Source organism: Rhodococcus sp. 21391, assembly GCF_016772255.1.
GTDB lineage: Bacteria > Actinomycetota > Actinomycetes > Mycobacteriales > Mycobacteriaceae > Rhodococcus_F > Rhodococcus_F opacus.
Genome location: NZ_CP063781.1, coordinates 1,738,672 through 1,752,462, shown reverse-complemented (window position 1 = coordinate 1,752,462; position 13,791 = coordinate 1,738,672). Strand labels below are relative to the sequence as shown.

The window sequence follows — 13,791 nt, the reverse complement described above, 5'->3', positions numbered from 1 at the left end:
TCAGTGTGCCTTGTGATGCCTGTGTTGCGCCAGTGATTCGAGCAATCGGTGTGTCATCGTCTTCTGCGTTCCGAGAGGATACCGTCGCTCAGCTCGGTCCACAGGGGCTTGGCCCAGTCGCCGAAATCCCGGTCCGTCAATGCGACGCACGCCAGTCCGGCGGCCGGATCGACCCACAGGAAGGTGCCGGACTGCCCGAAGTGGCCGAACGTCCGCGGCGAGTTGCCGGTGCCCGTCCAGTGCGGGCTCTTGCCCGAACGGATCTCGAATCCCAGACCCCAGTCGTTGGGCCGCTGTGAGCCGTATCCGGGCAGGATTCCGTCCAGCCCGGGAAACTGCACGGAGGTGGCGTCCGTGAACGTCTGAGGCGAAATGAGGGCCGGGCGGAACAGTTCCGCAGCGAACCGGCCGAGATCGCCCGCCGACGCCTGCGCTCCGTGGCCGGCGGGCCCGACGAGCGCGGACGCGCCCATCGAGAGCGGGGCGAAGACGGATTCCGCGACGTAGTCGGCGAAATCGATCGACGTCTCGGCGGTGAGGAAGTCGGCGAGCACCTCGTAGCCGGCACTCGAGTAGATCCGCTTGCGCTCCGGTGCCGTCTGCACACGATTCGCGTCGAACGCGAGACCCGACGCGTGCGCCAGCAGGTGACGCACGGTCGAGCCCTCCGGGCCTGCGGGCTGGTCGAGTTCGACGGCCCCCTCCTCGGTGGCCACCAGGACTGCGTACGCGCAGAGCAGTTTGGTCACCGAGGCCAGGGGGAAGACGCGCTGCTGGTCGCCGTACTCGCCGATCACCCCTTCGTCGTGCGACAGGACCACCGCCGCAGCGTTGTCCACGGGCCATCGGGCAATCTGATCGAGACTCTGCACCCGGTCAGCCTACGAGAGCGGCCCGCGGTCAGCTGCGGCGAGCCGTCACCAGTCGGCTTCGGTGTACCGGATGACGCCGCGAATGTTCTTGCCGTCGAGCATGTCCTGATACCCGTCGTTGACACCTTCGAGGTTGTAGGTGCGGGTGATCATGTCGTCGAGGTTCAGCTGCCCCGACTTGTACATGGCCAGCAGGTTCGGGATCTCGACCCGGGCGTTTCCGCCGCCGAAGATGGTGCCCTTCAGGTCCTTCTGCAGCATCGAGAAGAGGAACAGGTTCAGCTTGACGTCCATGTCGGTCATCGCGCCCATGGCCGTGACGACGCACGTGCCGAACTTGCTGGTGAGCAACAGTGCTTCCTCGACGTATTCGCCGTGCATCTCCCCGACCGTGATGATCGTCTTCTGCGCCATCAACCCGTTGGTGAGCGCGATGATCGGCTCGATTGCGGCCGCGGCACTCTCGAACGCGTGGGTGGCCCCGAACTTCAGCGCCTGTTCCCGCTTCCACGGCACCGGGTCGATGGCGAAGATCTGACGCGCTCCGGACGCGACTGCGCCCTGCAGTGCGCTCATGCCGACGCCGCCGACACCCATGATGACGACGGATTCGCCGGGCTTCACCTCTGCCATCCGCGTGGCCGAACCCCATCCGGTGGGAACGCCGCAGCCGACGAGGGCGGCGACGTCGAACGGAATGTCCTTGTCGATCTTCACGACCGACGTCTCGTGCACGACCATGTACGGCGAGAACGTCCCGAGGAGACACATGGGGATGACGTTTTCGCCGCGCGCGTGGATGCGGAAGGTGCCGTCGCTGATCGCCAGCCCGCTCAGAAGTCCCATCCCGAGGTCACAGAGATTCTGGTGTCCCGCCGAGCACGCCGGACAGCGCCCACAGGCAGGGACGAACGACAGCACGACGTGGTCGCCGACTTCGAGGTCCTTCACCTCCGGCCCCAGCTTGGTGATGACGCCGGAACCTTCGTGCCCGCCCATCACCGGGAAGGAGGCCATCGGCATCGAACCGGTGACGATGTGGTGGTCGGAGTGGCACATTCCGGCGGCTTCCATGCGAATCTGCACCTCGCCCGCGACCGGATCGCCGATCTCGATCTCCTCGACCGACCACGGCTCGTTCAGGCCCCACAGGATCGCACCCTTGGTCTTCATGTGACTCCCAACCCTTCATTCATGTCTGCGCATCTGCTGATGTGACGATAGACACAAACGGTCCGAATTGGAACACGTTCTACCGAATCGGGTCCGGGAATCCGAAACTGTTACCCCGACACGTCGTGGAGGTGATGGATCGGATCGTGGACGAAATACTTGGCCAGCGACTCCGTGAACGACGCGCCGTCGCTCCGCCGCCCGGAATTCCGGCGCGACGGCTTCGAAGTCGTCCGCCACCGCCGCGCCGGCCGCACGCAGCTCGGCGTCCACGACGGCCGGATCCTCCTCGTTGTAGCGCTCGGCGACCGCGGTCTCGTCCTGATCCCAGTTCGGGAACAGTGGATCCGTCTCGTCGAGCATGCGCCGGAGCCGGACGTCGAAGATCCGGAACACGTCGCGAACGTGTGCGGCGTACTCGAGCGCCGACCACGTCTGCTCGTCCGGCCGGACCGTCACGTCGGGGCGGGTGAGGACTGGCGACCATGCCTCCACGTTCACCCGGACCAGCGCCGGAATGTCCTCGTACCGGGTTGCCGCCGAGTCGAACCCGCAGTCGGGACACGCCCGGTCGAGGACCCAGGTCCAGTTCTTCGTGTCGGGAGTGATCGCCATGGCCGTCCTCGTAGAGCGACCACAAATCCCGACGTGCGAGTGCCGCCCACCGGTACGGTCGCGAGCATGCACGCCACCTTCCTCGGTGTTTCCACGATCCTGTTGTCCGACGGCGAGACATCGCTGATGACCGACGGGTTCTTCTCCAGACCGCCGCTCCTGCGATCGGTACTCCGTCCGCTGCGCCCCGACGGCGCCGCCGTCGACCGCGCCCTCACGCGAACCCGAACCGACCGCCTCGCCGCCGTCCTCGTCGCGCACTCGCACTACGACCACGCGATGGACTCCCGACGGTGGCGCAGCGCACCGGTGCGGAGCTCGTCGGTTCGCCGTCGACGCGTCACATCGCCGAAGGTTATGGGTTCGCAATGGACCGGTTCCGAACGATCCAGGTGCGAACTCCCCTGAGATACGGCGCATACGAGGTGACGGCGCTGCCCGCCGAGCACAGCCCCCGGGCGAAGTTCCCGGGCACGATCGAACACGCGGTGCACCCGCCGGCATCGATCGGCGAATACGCGCAGGGCGACTGCTTCTCGTTCCACTTCGCGCACCCCGACGGCCGCGTCCTCGTCCACGCCAGCGCGAACTTCGTGCCCGGTGCGCTCGACGGATACGACGCCGACACCGTCTATCTCGGCATCGGCACACTCGGCAAGCAATCCGACCAGTTCCGCCGCGACTACTGGGACGCACTCGTGACCCGGACCGGCGCACGCCGCGTGATCCCGATCCATTGGGACAACTTCTGGAAGCCACTCGACAGGCCTCTGACGCCGCTCCCCCGCTTCGCCGACAACTTCCGGCGGTCCCTGCGGTTCCTCACCGAGAAGGGCCGGTCCGAGGGTGTCGACGTGCAACTCCCTGTCGCCTGGGAACGCGTCGATCCGCTGGTGTAGTCCGATCTCCGCTCGCTCAGAGCTTGTAACCGATCGTCCGGAGCAACGCCTTGCGGTCGGCGACGTCGGCGTCGGTCTCGACACCGGCGGGTGAGCGCCCGTCGATCACGCCGGCGATGCCCCGGCCGAGTTCCGTCTCGGCCACGATGATTTCGACGGGGTTGGCGGTGGCGCAGAAGATGCCGCACACCTCCGGCACCTGCTTCAGCGTGTTCAGGACGTTCACCGGGTAGCCGTCCTCCAGGAACACGAAGAACGAGTGTCCTGCGCCGACGGCAACAGCGTTGCGGGTGGCCAACTCGACGAGACGGTCGTCGTTTCCGGAACAGCGAACGAGGCGAGGCCCCGAGGCTTCGCAGAACGCGATACCGAACCGGAGATGGGGGCTCACTCCCGCCAGCGCCTCGTGCACGTCCTCGACGGTCTTGATGAAGTGGGACTGTCCGACGATCACGTTCATGTCGTCGGGCTTGTCGATCGCCACGATCTGCAGGTCCACGATGGCCTCCTCGGATGCCATTCAGTCTGCCCCGCTCCGGCAGGGAGAACAACGACGGAGCGGGCGTTCGACCATCCGGGATCCGCGGAAAACGGTGGGGCGGGCGGGGCTCGAACCCGCGACCAATGGATTATGAGTCCACGGCTCTAACCGACTGAGCTACCGCCCCATCGCCGCACTACTCGCGATCGCGGCGTGCCGATGTTACCGTGCGCCCGCCGTGGGCGCGTAGCCGGGACGAAGCCCGCCCTGACAGGACTTTTCGTGGTCGGCGAACCGAATCGTGTTTCGACGTGGGCACTGCCCCGTCCCCGTGTGTGCGAACGCGTCGTCCGGGGTACGCGGGTGTGATCCGCGCTGCGGAGGACCACGCGACGGGAGCACAGGATGAGCGTCGAACGACCAGGACCCGAACCGGACGATGCACCGGCGCTCGACGACGGAGGGGGTGTTCAGCCGGGTGACACGCCACCGGATGCCGGCCAGACCTCGGGGTTGTCGCATCCGCAGCCGATGCCGGGCCGGACGGTGCCGATCCTCGCGTTCATCGTGGTGGGTCTACTCGTCCTCGCGGTCGCGGCCTTCTTCGTCGCCCGCGTGTTCGCGTTGTTCGACTGAGGTGACCGGCGCCGATGCGTCTGCGACGAGTTCGTACCGTCGCCCGTACGTTTCGACGAGGGCCTGGATCGCGGCGACCACCGGCACCGACACCAGGGCGCCGACCGGGCCGAACAGCGAGGCGCCCACGATCACCGATCCGAACGCGACCGCGGGGTGGATCGAGACCGTCGCGGACGTGATGCGCGGGTGCAGCACGTAGTTCTCGATCTGCTGGTAGACGGTCCCGAACACGATCACCCACACACCGTCCATCGGCTGGGAGGCCGCCGCGATGATTGCGGGGAGGGCGATCGCCAGGTAGGTGCCCAGGGTGGGGACGAACTGCGAGACGATGCCGGTCCACAGCGCCAGCGGCAACCAGTAGGGCACGCCGATCACCACGAGGAAGATGCCCGTGGCGACCGAACTCACCGCAGCGAGGATCAGCCGCGACACCACGTATCCGCCGGCCTTCTCGACCGAGATCTCCCACACCACCGAGATGGCCCGCTGTTGCCGCGCCGGGAACCAGCTCGAGATCGTGCGGCGAAGGGCAGGCCCCTGCGCGGACATGTAGAACACGAACAGCAGCAGCGTCAGCATCTGGAACACGACGCCGAGCAGCGAGGACAACACGCCCAGAACTCCCGGCGTGAATCGCTCGGCGAGATCTCGGATGGTTTCGGGCGTGAGGTGGATGAGATCCTCACCGGTCGCGAAGTCGGTGTCGAACACGCGATTGGACCAGTCGGTGACCGAGGACAACGCACCCGGCAGGGCCTTGAGGAGCTGGGCCAGCTGCTGGGCGAGCAGTGTCCCGAAGAGTGCCAGGAATCCGACGGCGAAGACGAACATCGCGAACAGGACGAGTCCGGTGGCGGCGCCGCGCCGCAAACCCCGGCGCTCGAGCCAGTCGACGACCGGTTCGATGGTGATACTGAACAACCACGCGAGGAACAGCAACCCCAGAAAGCTCCGCAGGTTGACGAACAGCCAACCCGACAACTGGTAGGCGGCGACGGCCAGGAGAACGTAGAGGATCGAGGGCAGAAGCCACCGCGGGGCGTCGCTCGTGCCGAAGCGTCCGACCGACCCTGCCCGCCCGGTTTCGCGGCCGTCCTCGCTCATCGCACACCCCGCGATCGATTGCTGCCGATACAGCGGGAATGTACTCGCCCCGGAGGGTGCACCTGTCCGAATTGACCGGGCGCAGCAGAAAACCCCGCCCGGATGAACCGGACGGGGTTTCGGTGCTCCCCCGGCTGGACTCGAACCAGCAACCGTCCGATTAACAGTCGGAAGCTCTGCCAATTGAGCTACAGGGGATTATTCTGCTGTGCTTCACCGTTCCCGGCGATGCGAGAGAAACTGTAGCGCATAGCCCCACCCCAGTACCAAATCGCCTGCCTGTCGACGCATCAGGCAGGATGGGTGCAGGTCGTTGTGCGTCGGGAGGAAGCGGGAATGATGCGGTTGTTGATCGGTATCGCTGCGGGGTACGTGCTGGGTACGCGAGCAGGACGTGCGCGCTACGAACAGATCAGCCGGGCAACCAAGGCCGTGGCCACCAGCCCGGCGACGAAGAAGGTGCTGCAGATGTCGCGTCAGAAGCTGTCCGACTCCCTGAACACTCAGCCGAAGCTCGAGCCCATGAAGCCGCTCGACGAGGAAACGACCATCCTGGTTCCCCAGGATCAGCTCAAGAAGAAGTAGCCGGCGGCGGCCGGTTCAGCCGGCCATCCCGTCCCGGTTGGTGTCGCCGATCGCCTGATCGAGCAGGCTGCGGCGGTACTGCTCCAGGGCGACGAGGTCGCCGAGCAGCGAATGGAACTCGTCCGACGCCGTCGCCGGTGAGATGCGCTGCAGCTTGGACTTCAGTTCCGCCACCTGCTCACCCACCCACACCTCCTGCAGGCGTGCGATCACGCCGGAGATGTATCGCGGCACGGTGTCCTCTTCGGCGGGCAACGGCTCGACGGCGAGTTCCGACACGAGGGACGCCGCGGTGACGTCGTCGACACCGCGGCTGACCGCGTCGACCCACTCGCCGCCGCCGAGTCCCGCGCTGGTGCCGCCGGACGCGATCATCGACTCACGGATCACGACGTACGTCGGATGGGTGAACGTCTCCACCGGCAGCGAGTCGAACACGGTGCCCGCGATCGACGGGTACTGCAAGGCGCCTTTCAGCGCCTCGCGCTGCGCCCACAGCGTCGGATCGTTCGGCCGCGGCCGGGAGAGGCCGACCGGCAACTGCGGGGCGTCCTGGTCCTCGTCCCGGGAGGCCTTCTTCTTCAGCGGCGCAGGCAGCGACCCGCGGGTGGACGCCCGCTTGCGCGCCTCGTCCCGCACCCGCTGCCGGACGGCGGCGATGTCGTCCCAGCCCACCCAGCCGGACAGCTGGACGGCGTAACTGTCACGCAGCGTCGCTTCCTTGATCTGCGCGACCACCGGCACGGTGCGCCGCAGCGCCTCGACCCGGCCCTCGGCGGTCTCGAGGTCGTGCTCGGTGAGGATCGACTTGACCACGAACTCGAACATCGGTGTGCGACGCGCCACCAGGTCGCGGACCGCGGCGTCACCGGACTTCTGCCTCAGCTCGCACGGGTCCATGCCCTCGGGTGCCACGGCGACGAAGGTCTGCCCGGCCATCTTCTGGTCACCCTCGAACGCCTTCATCGCCGCGGCCTGGCCGGCGGCGTCGCCGTCGAAGGTGTAGATGATCTCGCCGCGAAAGTAGCTGTCGTCCATCAGCAGTCGCCGCAGCATCGCGAGGTGGTCCTCACCGAAGGCGGTGCCGCAGGCGGCGACGGCGGTCTTGACCCCGGCCAGGTGCATCGCCATGACGTCGGTGTATCCCTCGACCACCACGGCCTGATGCCCCTTGGCGATGTCGCGCTTGGCGAGGTCGAGTCCGAACAGCACCTGAGACTTCTTGTACAGCATGGTTTCCGGCGTGTTGACGTACTTGCCGGGCATGGTGTCGTCGTCGAACAACTTGCGGGCGCCGAAACCGATGACGTCGCCGGACAGGTTCCGGATGGGCCACAGCAGGCGCCGGTGGAAGCGGTCGATGTGACCACGCCGCCCAGCTTTCGACAGACCCGCGGCCTCGAGTTCCTTGACGTCGAAACCCTTACCCAGCAGGTGTTTCGTGAGGATGTCCCAGCCGTCGGGCGCATACCCGCACCCGAACTGCTGCGCGGCCTGCGCGTCGAAGTTCCGTTCCGTCAGGTAGTCGCGGGCCGCCTGCGCGTCGGGTTCCTGCAGGCGCGCCGAGTAGAACTCCTGTGCGGCCGCGTTGGCCGCGACCAGCCGGGAGCGGGTGCCGCGGTCGCGTTGCACCGAGGTGCCGCCGCCCTCGTACGAGATGGTGTAGTTCAACCGGTCGGCGAGCTGCTCGACGGCCTCGACGAAACTGATGTGGTCGATCTTCTGGAGGAACGAGTAGACGTCGCCGCCCTCGCCGCACCCGAAGCAGTGGTAGTGCCCGTGGTTGGGCCGCACGTGGAACGACGGCGACTTCTCGTCGTGGAACGGGCACAGCCCCTTCATGGAGTCGCCGCCCGCGCGCTTGAGGGAGACGTACTCCCCCACGATGTCCTCGATCCGTGTGCGCTCGCGAATGGCCGCAACGTCACGATCAGGGATTCTGCCAGCCACGGAGGACAGTCTAGGCGCTCTCCCGCGGCCCGAACTTCCGCCTCGGTGTCAGCAGTTCGACGGGGCGGGAATCCCGGCGAATCGGTCGCCGAGATAGCCGAATGCGGGACCGGCACCGAGCATGGTGGCGGTGCCGTGGTCGGCGCCCGGGATCACGTCGAACTGCACGCGCGCACCCTGTGAGCAGTACCGGGCGACGGTGTTCTGCACCGGCCCGATGGCGACGAGCGGGTCCGCGCTGCCGTGCCAGACGAACATCGGCGTCCTCGGGACTCCCGGATACAGTTCGACGCTGTTCTCGTCCATCACCGAGCGGCCGGACGGATCGGCGAGGATCCCGGGACCATTGGTGAGGTCGGGCAGCGACTTCCCCGCACCGGCGCCGAGGATCGAATCGGTGCACATGTTGCTCATCTGCGTCCGCAGGTCGAGTCCGGCGCCGTTGAGGCCGTCCCCCAGCGGTGAACGCGTCGGGTATTCACGCTCGAGCCCGATGGCGGCCGCGAAACCCAGGCCGAACGCCTGCGAGCGGGTGGTGCCCAGACGGTCGGCCAGTTCACCGATGTTGACCGGTGTGCCGCCCTGGGCGGCGCCCACGATGTTCAGCTCCGGGGCGTAGGTGGGTGCGAGCGCCGCGGCCCAGTTGGTCGCCATGGCGCCGCCCGAGTAGCCGGCCAGCCCGACCGGACTGCCACCGAGTCCCGCCTCCGGGAGCCGCTGCGCGGCGCGGACGCCGTCGAGGACGAGCCGGCCGCCGAGTTTCGCGGCCCCGTACGCGCTGGTCGGTCCGAGGTGGTCGGGCACGGCGACGGCCCAGCCCCGCGCGAGCAGGGCGTTGAGGGCGGGCCCCTCCTGGATTCCGCCGTTGAACAGCTGGTGCGACGGCGCGCACTCGAGCCCGAGCGCGTTGACGAACGGCTGATAGGACACCAGCGGCCGGTTCGCGGGAGTGCCGCGGGGCACCAGCACCGTGGTGACCGCGGCGATGGGCGCTCCCGCGGAGTTGGTCGACTTGTACTTCACCTGCCAGGCATCGGCGGTGGGGAAACCGGTGGCCGCGACCGGTCGGCTCGCCAGCACGTCACCGTCGGCGCGTGCCCCGACGTCGGCGGGCGCACCGTAGAACGGATCGGGGTCCGCGAACGGGTACACGGGCGCGGCCTGTGCCGCGGGTGGGGCCAGCAGGGCGGCACCGACCGCCACCGCCAGCGCTGCGGACGTCGAACCGATGATCTTGCGCACTGCAGACTTCATCCGGGCTCCCTGACCATTGGGTGCAAGCTGTCTGTAGACCTATTCGTAGCACCGCGGCGGCCGGACGGGTCCGACTTCCGACTTTGTCAGCCCCAGCTCGCCTGGGCTCCGAGACTGGACTTGTCGACGCGTTCGAGTCGGCTCTCGGTGTAGGAGGCGATCTGGTCGACGACGACCCGAACCCGGGCGGGATCGTCGGCCGCCGCGTTCCAGGCGGGAACCAGGATGGGGTCGAGACCGGCGGGTGCGGTCGCGAGCAGCCATTCGGCGACGCGGTGCACGCGGTCACGCTGGCGTGCCTGCCGCGCCCGGTGGCCGGCATCCGACATCACGTAGTTCAGTGCGAACGTCTTGAGCAGTGCCACCTCCGCCGCGACCACCGGCGGGACCACCAGGTCGGCGTCGTACCGGGCGACCGGCTTGTCGCCGTGGACGTCGCGGGTCCCGATGATCGCGGCGGTCGCGAACCGGCCGACCAGTTCGCTGGTGAGGTTCTTCAGGGCGACCGAACTGGTGAGCGTACCGTCGTAGCTGCCCACCTCGACGACGACGGGCAGAAGACTCAACCGCGTCGCGGCCTCGACCAGTTCCTCGACGTCGAGTCCCGGGAACTCCGACGCACCGAACTCGGCGAGTGCCCGCTGGTCCACCGGATCGGCCAGTGAACGCAGATCGATGCGCCCGTCGATCACGCCGTCCTCGACGTCGTGCACGGAGTAGGCGACGTCGTCGGCCCAATCCATGACCTGCGCCTCGAGGCACTGGTGGCCGTCGGGGGCGCCCTCGCGGATCCACGCGAGCACGTCGGCGTCGTCGTCGTAGGCCCCGAACTTCGCGCCGGGGCGCGGCCGGGTCCACGGGTACTTGATCGCCGCGTCCAGCGACGCGCGGGTCAGGTTGAGCCCGGCACTGCTTCCGTCGGGGTACAGCACCTTCGGTTCGAGGCTCGTGAGGATGCGCAGATTCTGGGCGTTGCCCTCGAACCCGCCGCAGCTTTCCGCGACCTCGTCGAGGGCCTTCTCCCCGTTGTGACCGTACGGTGGGTGACCGATGTCGTGCGCGAGGCCCGCGAGGTCCACCAGATCGGGATCGCAGCCGAGACCGTCGGCGATTCCGCGGCCGATCTGCGCCACCTCGATCGAGTGCGTCAACCGCGTCCGCGGAGTGTCCCCGTCCCGGGGGCCCACCACCTGGGTCTTGTCCGCGAGTCGGCGGAGCGCAGCGGAGTGCTGGACGCGGGCGCGGTCCCGGGAGAAGACGGATCGGTGTTGCGCGGCCGCGATCTGGCTGCCCGGGATTCCCGCCCGTTTCGGTGCCTCGCGGACCCGGCGGGCGACGTCGTGCGCGGAGTACACGTCGCCGAGGGGTGTCGTATGTGCTGTCATCGAATGTCTACTGTCCCGCCGTGTAGGGGAAGTCGGCCGAGAAGTGGGTGAGCTGGTACCAGATCAACGCCCCAGTCTCCCGGGCGATTCCGTGCAACTGAGATTCGCGGGTGAACACGGCGGGCCCCTGCCGGGTGGGCGCCGTCCAGGCGTCGAGTCCGGCGTCGCGTGCCATCGTCCGCGTCCGCAGCGAATGCCAGGGGTCGCTGACCAGGACCGCCGAGTCGATGCCCTGCTCCCCCATCGCCTCACTCACCGCCTCGATGCTGAGCAGGGTGTCGGACCCCTCCTCGACCGCGGTGATGCTGTCGGCGGGGACGCCGCGCGAGATCAGATAGTTCTTGCCGGACGCCGCCTCGGTGTACTCGTCGCCCTCCTGCTTGCCGCCGACCGTGATGACCTCGGGGGCCACCCCTCGCTCGTACAGCTTGTACGCCTGCTCGAGCCGGGCCTCGAACACCGACGACGGGGTTCCCGAGTACTGGGCGGCGCCGAGCACGACGATCGCGTCGGCGGCCGACGTGTCGTCGATCCGCGCGACCTGCCACACCCGGACCGCGGTGCCCAGCACCAGCGCGGCGGCGAGGAGGACCACCCCGGCGATGATGCGGCGGGTCCACCGGGCCAGCGTGCCGGCGAACCCCAGGCGCGCAGGACGGCGCGGGAGGTCGTGGCGTTCGCGGCTCGGTGCAGAATTCACTCCCTGATTCTGCCAGCTGTCGCCGAACTGTCCCGATGACGACTCGCCACACCCGATAGATTTGCTGCCATGCCACTCGCACCGCGCCTCGAGCAGACGCCGTCGTCCCGCCCCCGACTTCCCCGTGCTCGGCGGTTCGCCGCCCTCGGCGCCGTCTCCGCGCTCCTGACTCTCGTGGCGATCCTGTTCTCTCCCGCGATCGCCGCGGCGGACGCACCGTTCCGTCTTCCCGGTCAGATCACGGACACCGTCGGAGTGCTCGACGCCGACCAGCAGAGCGATGTCCAGGCCGCGATCGACCAGCTGTACGACGAGCACAAGGTGCGGTTGTGGGTGGTGTACGTGCCCGACTTCAACGGTCTCGGCGCCGGTCCGTGGGCGGATCAGACTGCGCAGGCCTCCTCGCTCGGCGACCGCGACGCCCTGCTCGCGGTCGCGACGGTCGACCGCGAGTACGCCCTCATCGCGCCGGACGGACTGTCGGAGATCACCAGCGACGAGGCCGAGTCGATCCGGGTGGATGCGGTGGAACCCGCCCTGCGCGAAGAGGATTGGGCCGGAGGCGCCATTGCGGCGGCGGGCGGCCTGGGCGACGCGATGACTCCGGGCGAAGGAATGTCGGTGCGCACACTGCTGATTGGCGGCGGTGTCGTCGTCGTGGGTGCGGGGGGCGTCGTGCTGTATTCGCGGAAGAAGAAGCACGACCGCACCCGGGCCGGTGTCGAGGCGGCGCGCAGCATCAGCCCCGAGGACACCGCCGCGTTGACGGCGCTCCCGCTGCCGACCCTGGACGAGCGCGCCAAGGAGGTGCTCGTCGAGACCGACGACGCGCTGCGCACGAGCCAGGAGGAACTCGAACTGGCCCGCGGCGAATTCGGCGAGCAGGCCACGGCGTCGTTCACGGCGGCGTTCGACACGGCGAAGGCGACACTCGCGGCCGCGTTCACCGTCCGTCAGCGGCTCGACGACGCGATCCCCGAGACCCCGCAGCAGCAGCGGGAAATGCTCATCGACATCATCACCTCGTGCGGGCGCGCCGACCGCGAACTCAACGAGCGGGTCCAGGAGTTCGACGGACTCCGGGACCTGCTGATCAACGCCCCCGACCGGCTCGACGCGCTCACCCGCGACATGGTCGCGCTGACCGTGCGGATCCCCGACTCCACGCAGACTCTCGCCACCCTGCAGACCGAATTCCCGGCCGCTGCACTCGCTTCCGTCGCCCACAACGTGACGATGGCGGAGGAGCGGCTCGCGTTCGCGGAACGGGCCGTGGCCGACGGCAGGGACGCGATCGCCCTGCCGCCCGGGAAGCAGGGACCGGCGGTGTCGGCGATCCGCGGAGCCGAGGGCGCCCTCGAACAGGCCCGGACGCTACTCGACGCCGTCGACCACGCCGCGGAGAACATCCGGCACGCCATCGCCACGCTGCCGGCCGCGATCGCCGACGTGGAGGCCGGGATCGCGGCCGCGGCCCAGTTCACCGAGCAGGGTGGGGACCGGCTCGCCTCGGCCCGCGCCGCGGCCGAGGCAGCACTGGCGGCGGCCCGCACCGCCGCGGACACCGACCCGCTCGGCAGCTTCACCCAGATCGTCACGGCAGACGCGGAACTCGACGCCGTCCTCGCCGAGGCGCAGGAATCCCGGCAGCAGGCCGAGCGTGCGCAGCAGCGTCTCGAGCAGGACATCGTGGCCGCGCAGTCGCAGGTCACGGCGGCGTCGGACTTCATCGGCACCCGACGTGGCGCGGTGGGCGCGGACGCCCGAACGCGCCTGACCGAGGCGCAGCGGCACCTGGCGGGCGCGCAGCAACTCCGCGCCACCGACGCCTCCCGCGCGCTTCAGCACGCTCAGGCCGCGGCCGGCCTGGCGGCCGACGCACTGCGCCTGGCGCAGAACGACGTGAGCCGCTGGGAGTCCCGCCAGCGCCCCGGACCCGGAACCGGTGGCGGGAATGCCACCGGAGCGATCCTCGGCGGCATCCTGATCGACAGCATCCTGCGCGGCGGATTCAGCGGCGGCGGTAATTGGGGAAGCCGGGGCTCCGGCGGCGGGCGCAGCAGCGGCCCGCGGTCCTTCGGCGGGCCGAGCAGCTCCGGCCGGATCAGTGGGGGCGGCCGATTCTGACGTC

Annotated in this window: 13 protein-coding genes, 2 tRNA genes and 1 pseudogene; 5 read left to right on the top strand and 11 right to left on the bottom strand. The window is 68.7% G+C overall.

Annotated elements, in window-relative coordinates; translation table 11 throughout:
* Nucleotides 1–53: 53 nt before the first annotated feature.
* The 3 genes and pseudogenes from GO592_RS08285 to GO592_RS08275 all read right to left on the bottom strand — a co-directional run bounded on the left by GO592_RS08285 (nt 54) and on the right by GO592_RS08275 (nt 2,660).
* Entirely contained in the window at nt 54–872 is an 819-nt protein-coding gene (locus GO592_RS08285; protein ID WP_039952377.1) for a serine hydrolase domain-containing protein, read from the bottom strand.
* Between the two features lie 45 nt (nt 873–917).
* Nucleotides 918–2,045: an NDMA-dependent alcohol dehydrogenase gene (locus tag GO592_RS08280; RefSeq protein ID WP_007299522.1), complete on the bottom strand. Its 1,128-nt coding sequence runs from the start codon at nt 2,043–2,045 to the stop codon at nt 918–920.
* Nucleotides 2,046–2,155: 110 nt separating this feature from the next.
* Nucleotides 2,156–2,660: pseudogene (locus tag GO592_RS08275) on the bottom strand (DinB family protein).
* A 66-nt stretch (nt 2,661–2,726) separates the two neighbouring features.
* Between GO592_RS08275 and GO592_RS44145 the strand changes: the two are divergent.
* Together GO592_RS44145 and GO592_RS44140 are read left to right on the top strand one after the other, a co-directional pair.
* On the top strand, nt 2,727–3,068 hold the full coding sequence (locus GO592_RS44145) for an MBL fold metallo-hydrolase (RefSeq protein ID WP_237737190.1): 342 nt from the start codon (nt 2,727–2,729) through the stop codon (nt 3,066–3,068).
* On the top strand, nt 3,053–3,559 hold the full coding sequence (locus GO592_RS44140) for a hypothetical protein (protein WP_237737189.1): 507 nt from the start codon (nt 3,053–3,055) through the stop codon (nt 3,557–3,559). The genes GO592_RS44145 and GO592_RS44140 overlap by 16 nt, the downstream gene beginning before the upstream one ends.
* Nucleotides 3,560–3,575: 16 nt before the next feature.
* Here the strand turns inward: GO592_RS44140 and GO592_RS08265 are convergent, their stop codons facing one another.
* On the bottom strand, nt 3,576–4,079 hold the full coding sequence (locus tag GO592_RS08265; RefSeq protein WP_206032578.1) for an adenosine-specific kinase: 504 nt from the start codon (nt 4,077–4,079) through the stop codon (nt 3,576–3,578).
* A gap of 74 nt (nt 4,080–4,153) precedes the next feature.
* Nucleotides 4,154–4,227, bottom strand: a tRNA-Ile gene (locus GO592_RS08260).
* 218 nt (nt 4,228–4,445) lie between these two features.
* On the opposite strand from GO592_RS08260, the gene GO592_RS08255 reads away from it, so the two are divergent.
* Nucleotides 4,446–4,676 carry a DUF6480 family protein gene (locus tag GO592_RS08255; RefSeq protein ID WP_082324995.1) on the top strand — a complete coding sequence of 77 codons (231 nt, stop codon included), beginning with the start codon at nt 4,446–4,448 and terminating at the stop codon, nt 4,674–4,676.
* Here the strand turns inward: GO592_RS08255 and GO592_RS08250 are convergent.
* Nucleotides 4,617–5,786, bottom strand: coding sequence for an AI-2E family transporter (locus GO592_RS08250; protein WP_007299518.1), 1,170 nt, complete (start codon nt 5,784–5,786; stop codon nt 4,617–4,619). The genes GO592_RS08255 and GO592_RS08250 overlap by 60 nt on opposite strands.
* A gap of 125 nt (nt 5,787–5,911) precedes the next feature.
* Nucleotides 5,912–5,984 (bottom strand) — tRNA-Asn (locus tag GO592_RS08245).
* A 138-nt stretch (nt 5,985–6,122) separates the two neighbouring features.
* Here GO592_RS08245 and GO592_RS08240 point away from each other — a divergent pair.
* On the top strand, nt 6,123–6,371 hold the full coding sequence (locus GO592_RS08240; protein WP_005570860.1) for a hypothetical protein: 249 nt from the start codon (nt 6,123–6,125) through the stop codon (nt 6,369–6,371).
* 15 nt (nt 6,372–6,386) lie between these two features.
* Here GO592_RS08240 and dnaG read toward each other — a convergent pair whose 3' ends face one another.
* The 4 genes from dnaG to GO592_RS08220 form a co-directional block, all read right to left on the bottom strand.
* Nucleotides 6,387–8,321: a DNA primase gene (gene dnaG / locus GO592_RS08235; protein ID WP_039952374.1), complete on the bottom strand. Its 1,935-nt coding sequence runs from the start codon at nt 8,319–8,321 to the stop codon at nt 6,387–6,389.
* A 48-nt stretch (nt 8,322–8,369) separates the two neighbouring features.
* Nucleotides 8,370–9,575 (bottom strand): lipase family protein, encoded by a 1,206-nt coding sequence (locus GO592_RS08230; protein ID WP_039952372.1) that lies wholly within the window; start codon nt 9,573–9,575, stop codon nt 8,370–8,372.
* Between the two features lie 86 nt (nt 9,576–9,661).
* A complete protein-coding gene (locus GO592_RS08225) occupies nt 9,662–10,960 on the bottom strand; it encodes a deoxyguanosinetriphosphate triphosphohydrolase (RefSeq protein WP_005261214.1) in 1,299 nt (432 codons plus the stop codon).
* Between the two features lie 7 nt (nt 10,961–10,967).
* The gene (locus GO592_RS08220; RefSeq protein WP_005247872.1) at nt 10,968–11,660 is read right to left on the bottom strand and encodes a YdcF family protein; all 693 of its coding nucleotides are present in this window, start codon (nt 11,658–11,660) and stop codon (nt 10,968–10,970) included.
* Nucleotides 11,661–11,729: 69 nt separating this feature from the next.
* Here GO592_RS08220 and GO592_RS08215 point away from each other — a divergent pair, with 69 nt between their 5' ends.
* Nucleotides 11,730–13,787 (top strand): TPM domain-containing protein, encoded by a 2,058-nt coding sequence (locus tag GO592_RS08215; protein ID WP_007299514.1) that lies wholly within the window; start codon nt 11,730–11,732, stop codon nt 13,785–13,787.
* Nucleotides 13,788–13,791 lie beyond the last annotated feature (4 nt).

Bases quoted from the DNA above. Each gene is read 5' to 3' on its own strand.
- GO592_RS08280 (WP_007299522.1), bottom strand. From the start codon at position 2,045: ATGAAGACCAAGGGTGCGATCCTGTGGGGCCTGAACGAGCCGTGGTCG.
- GO592_RS44145 (WP_237737190.1), top strand. From the start codon at position 2,727: ATGCACGCCACCTTCCTCGGTGTTTCCACGATCCTGTTGTCCGACGGC.
- GO592_RS08265 (WP_206032578.1), bottom strand. From the start codon at position 4,079: ATGGCATCCGAGGAGGCCATCGTGGACCTGCAGATCGTGGCGATCGAC.
- GO592_RS08255 (WP_082324995.1), top strand. From the start codon at position 4,446: ATGAGCGTCGAACGACCAGGACCCGAACCGGACGATGCACCGGCGCTC.
- GO592_RS08250 (WP_007299518.1), bottom strand. From the start codon at position 5,786: ATGAGCGAGGACGGCCGCGAAACCGGGCGGGCAGGGTCGGTCGGACGC.
- GO592_RS08240 (WP_005570860.1), top strand. From the start codon at position 6,123: ATGATGCGGTTGTTGATCGGTATCGCTGCGGGGTACGTGCTGGGTACG.
- GO592_RS08230 (WP_039952372.1), bottom strand. From the start codon at position 9,575: ATGAAGTCTGCAGTGCGCAAGATCATCGGTTCGACGTCCGCAGCGCTG.
- GO592_RS08225 (WP_005261214.1), bottom strand. From the start codon at position 10,960: ATGACAGCACATACGACACCCCTCGGCGACGTGTACTCCGCGCACGAC.
- GO592_RS08215 (WP_007299514.1), top strand. From the start codon at position 11,730: ATGCCACTCGCACCGCGCCTCGAGCAGACGCCGTCGTCCCGCCCCCGA.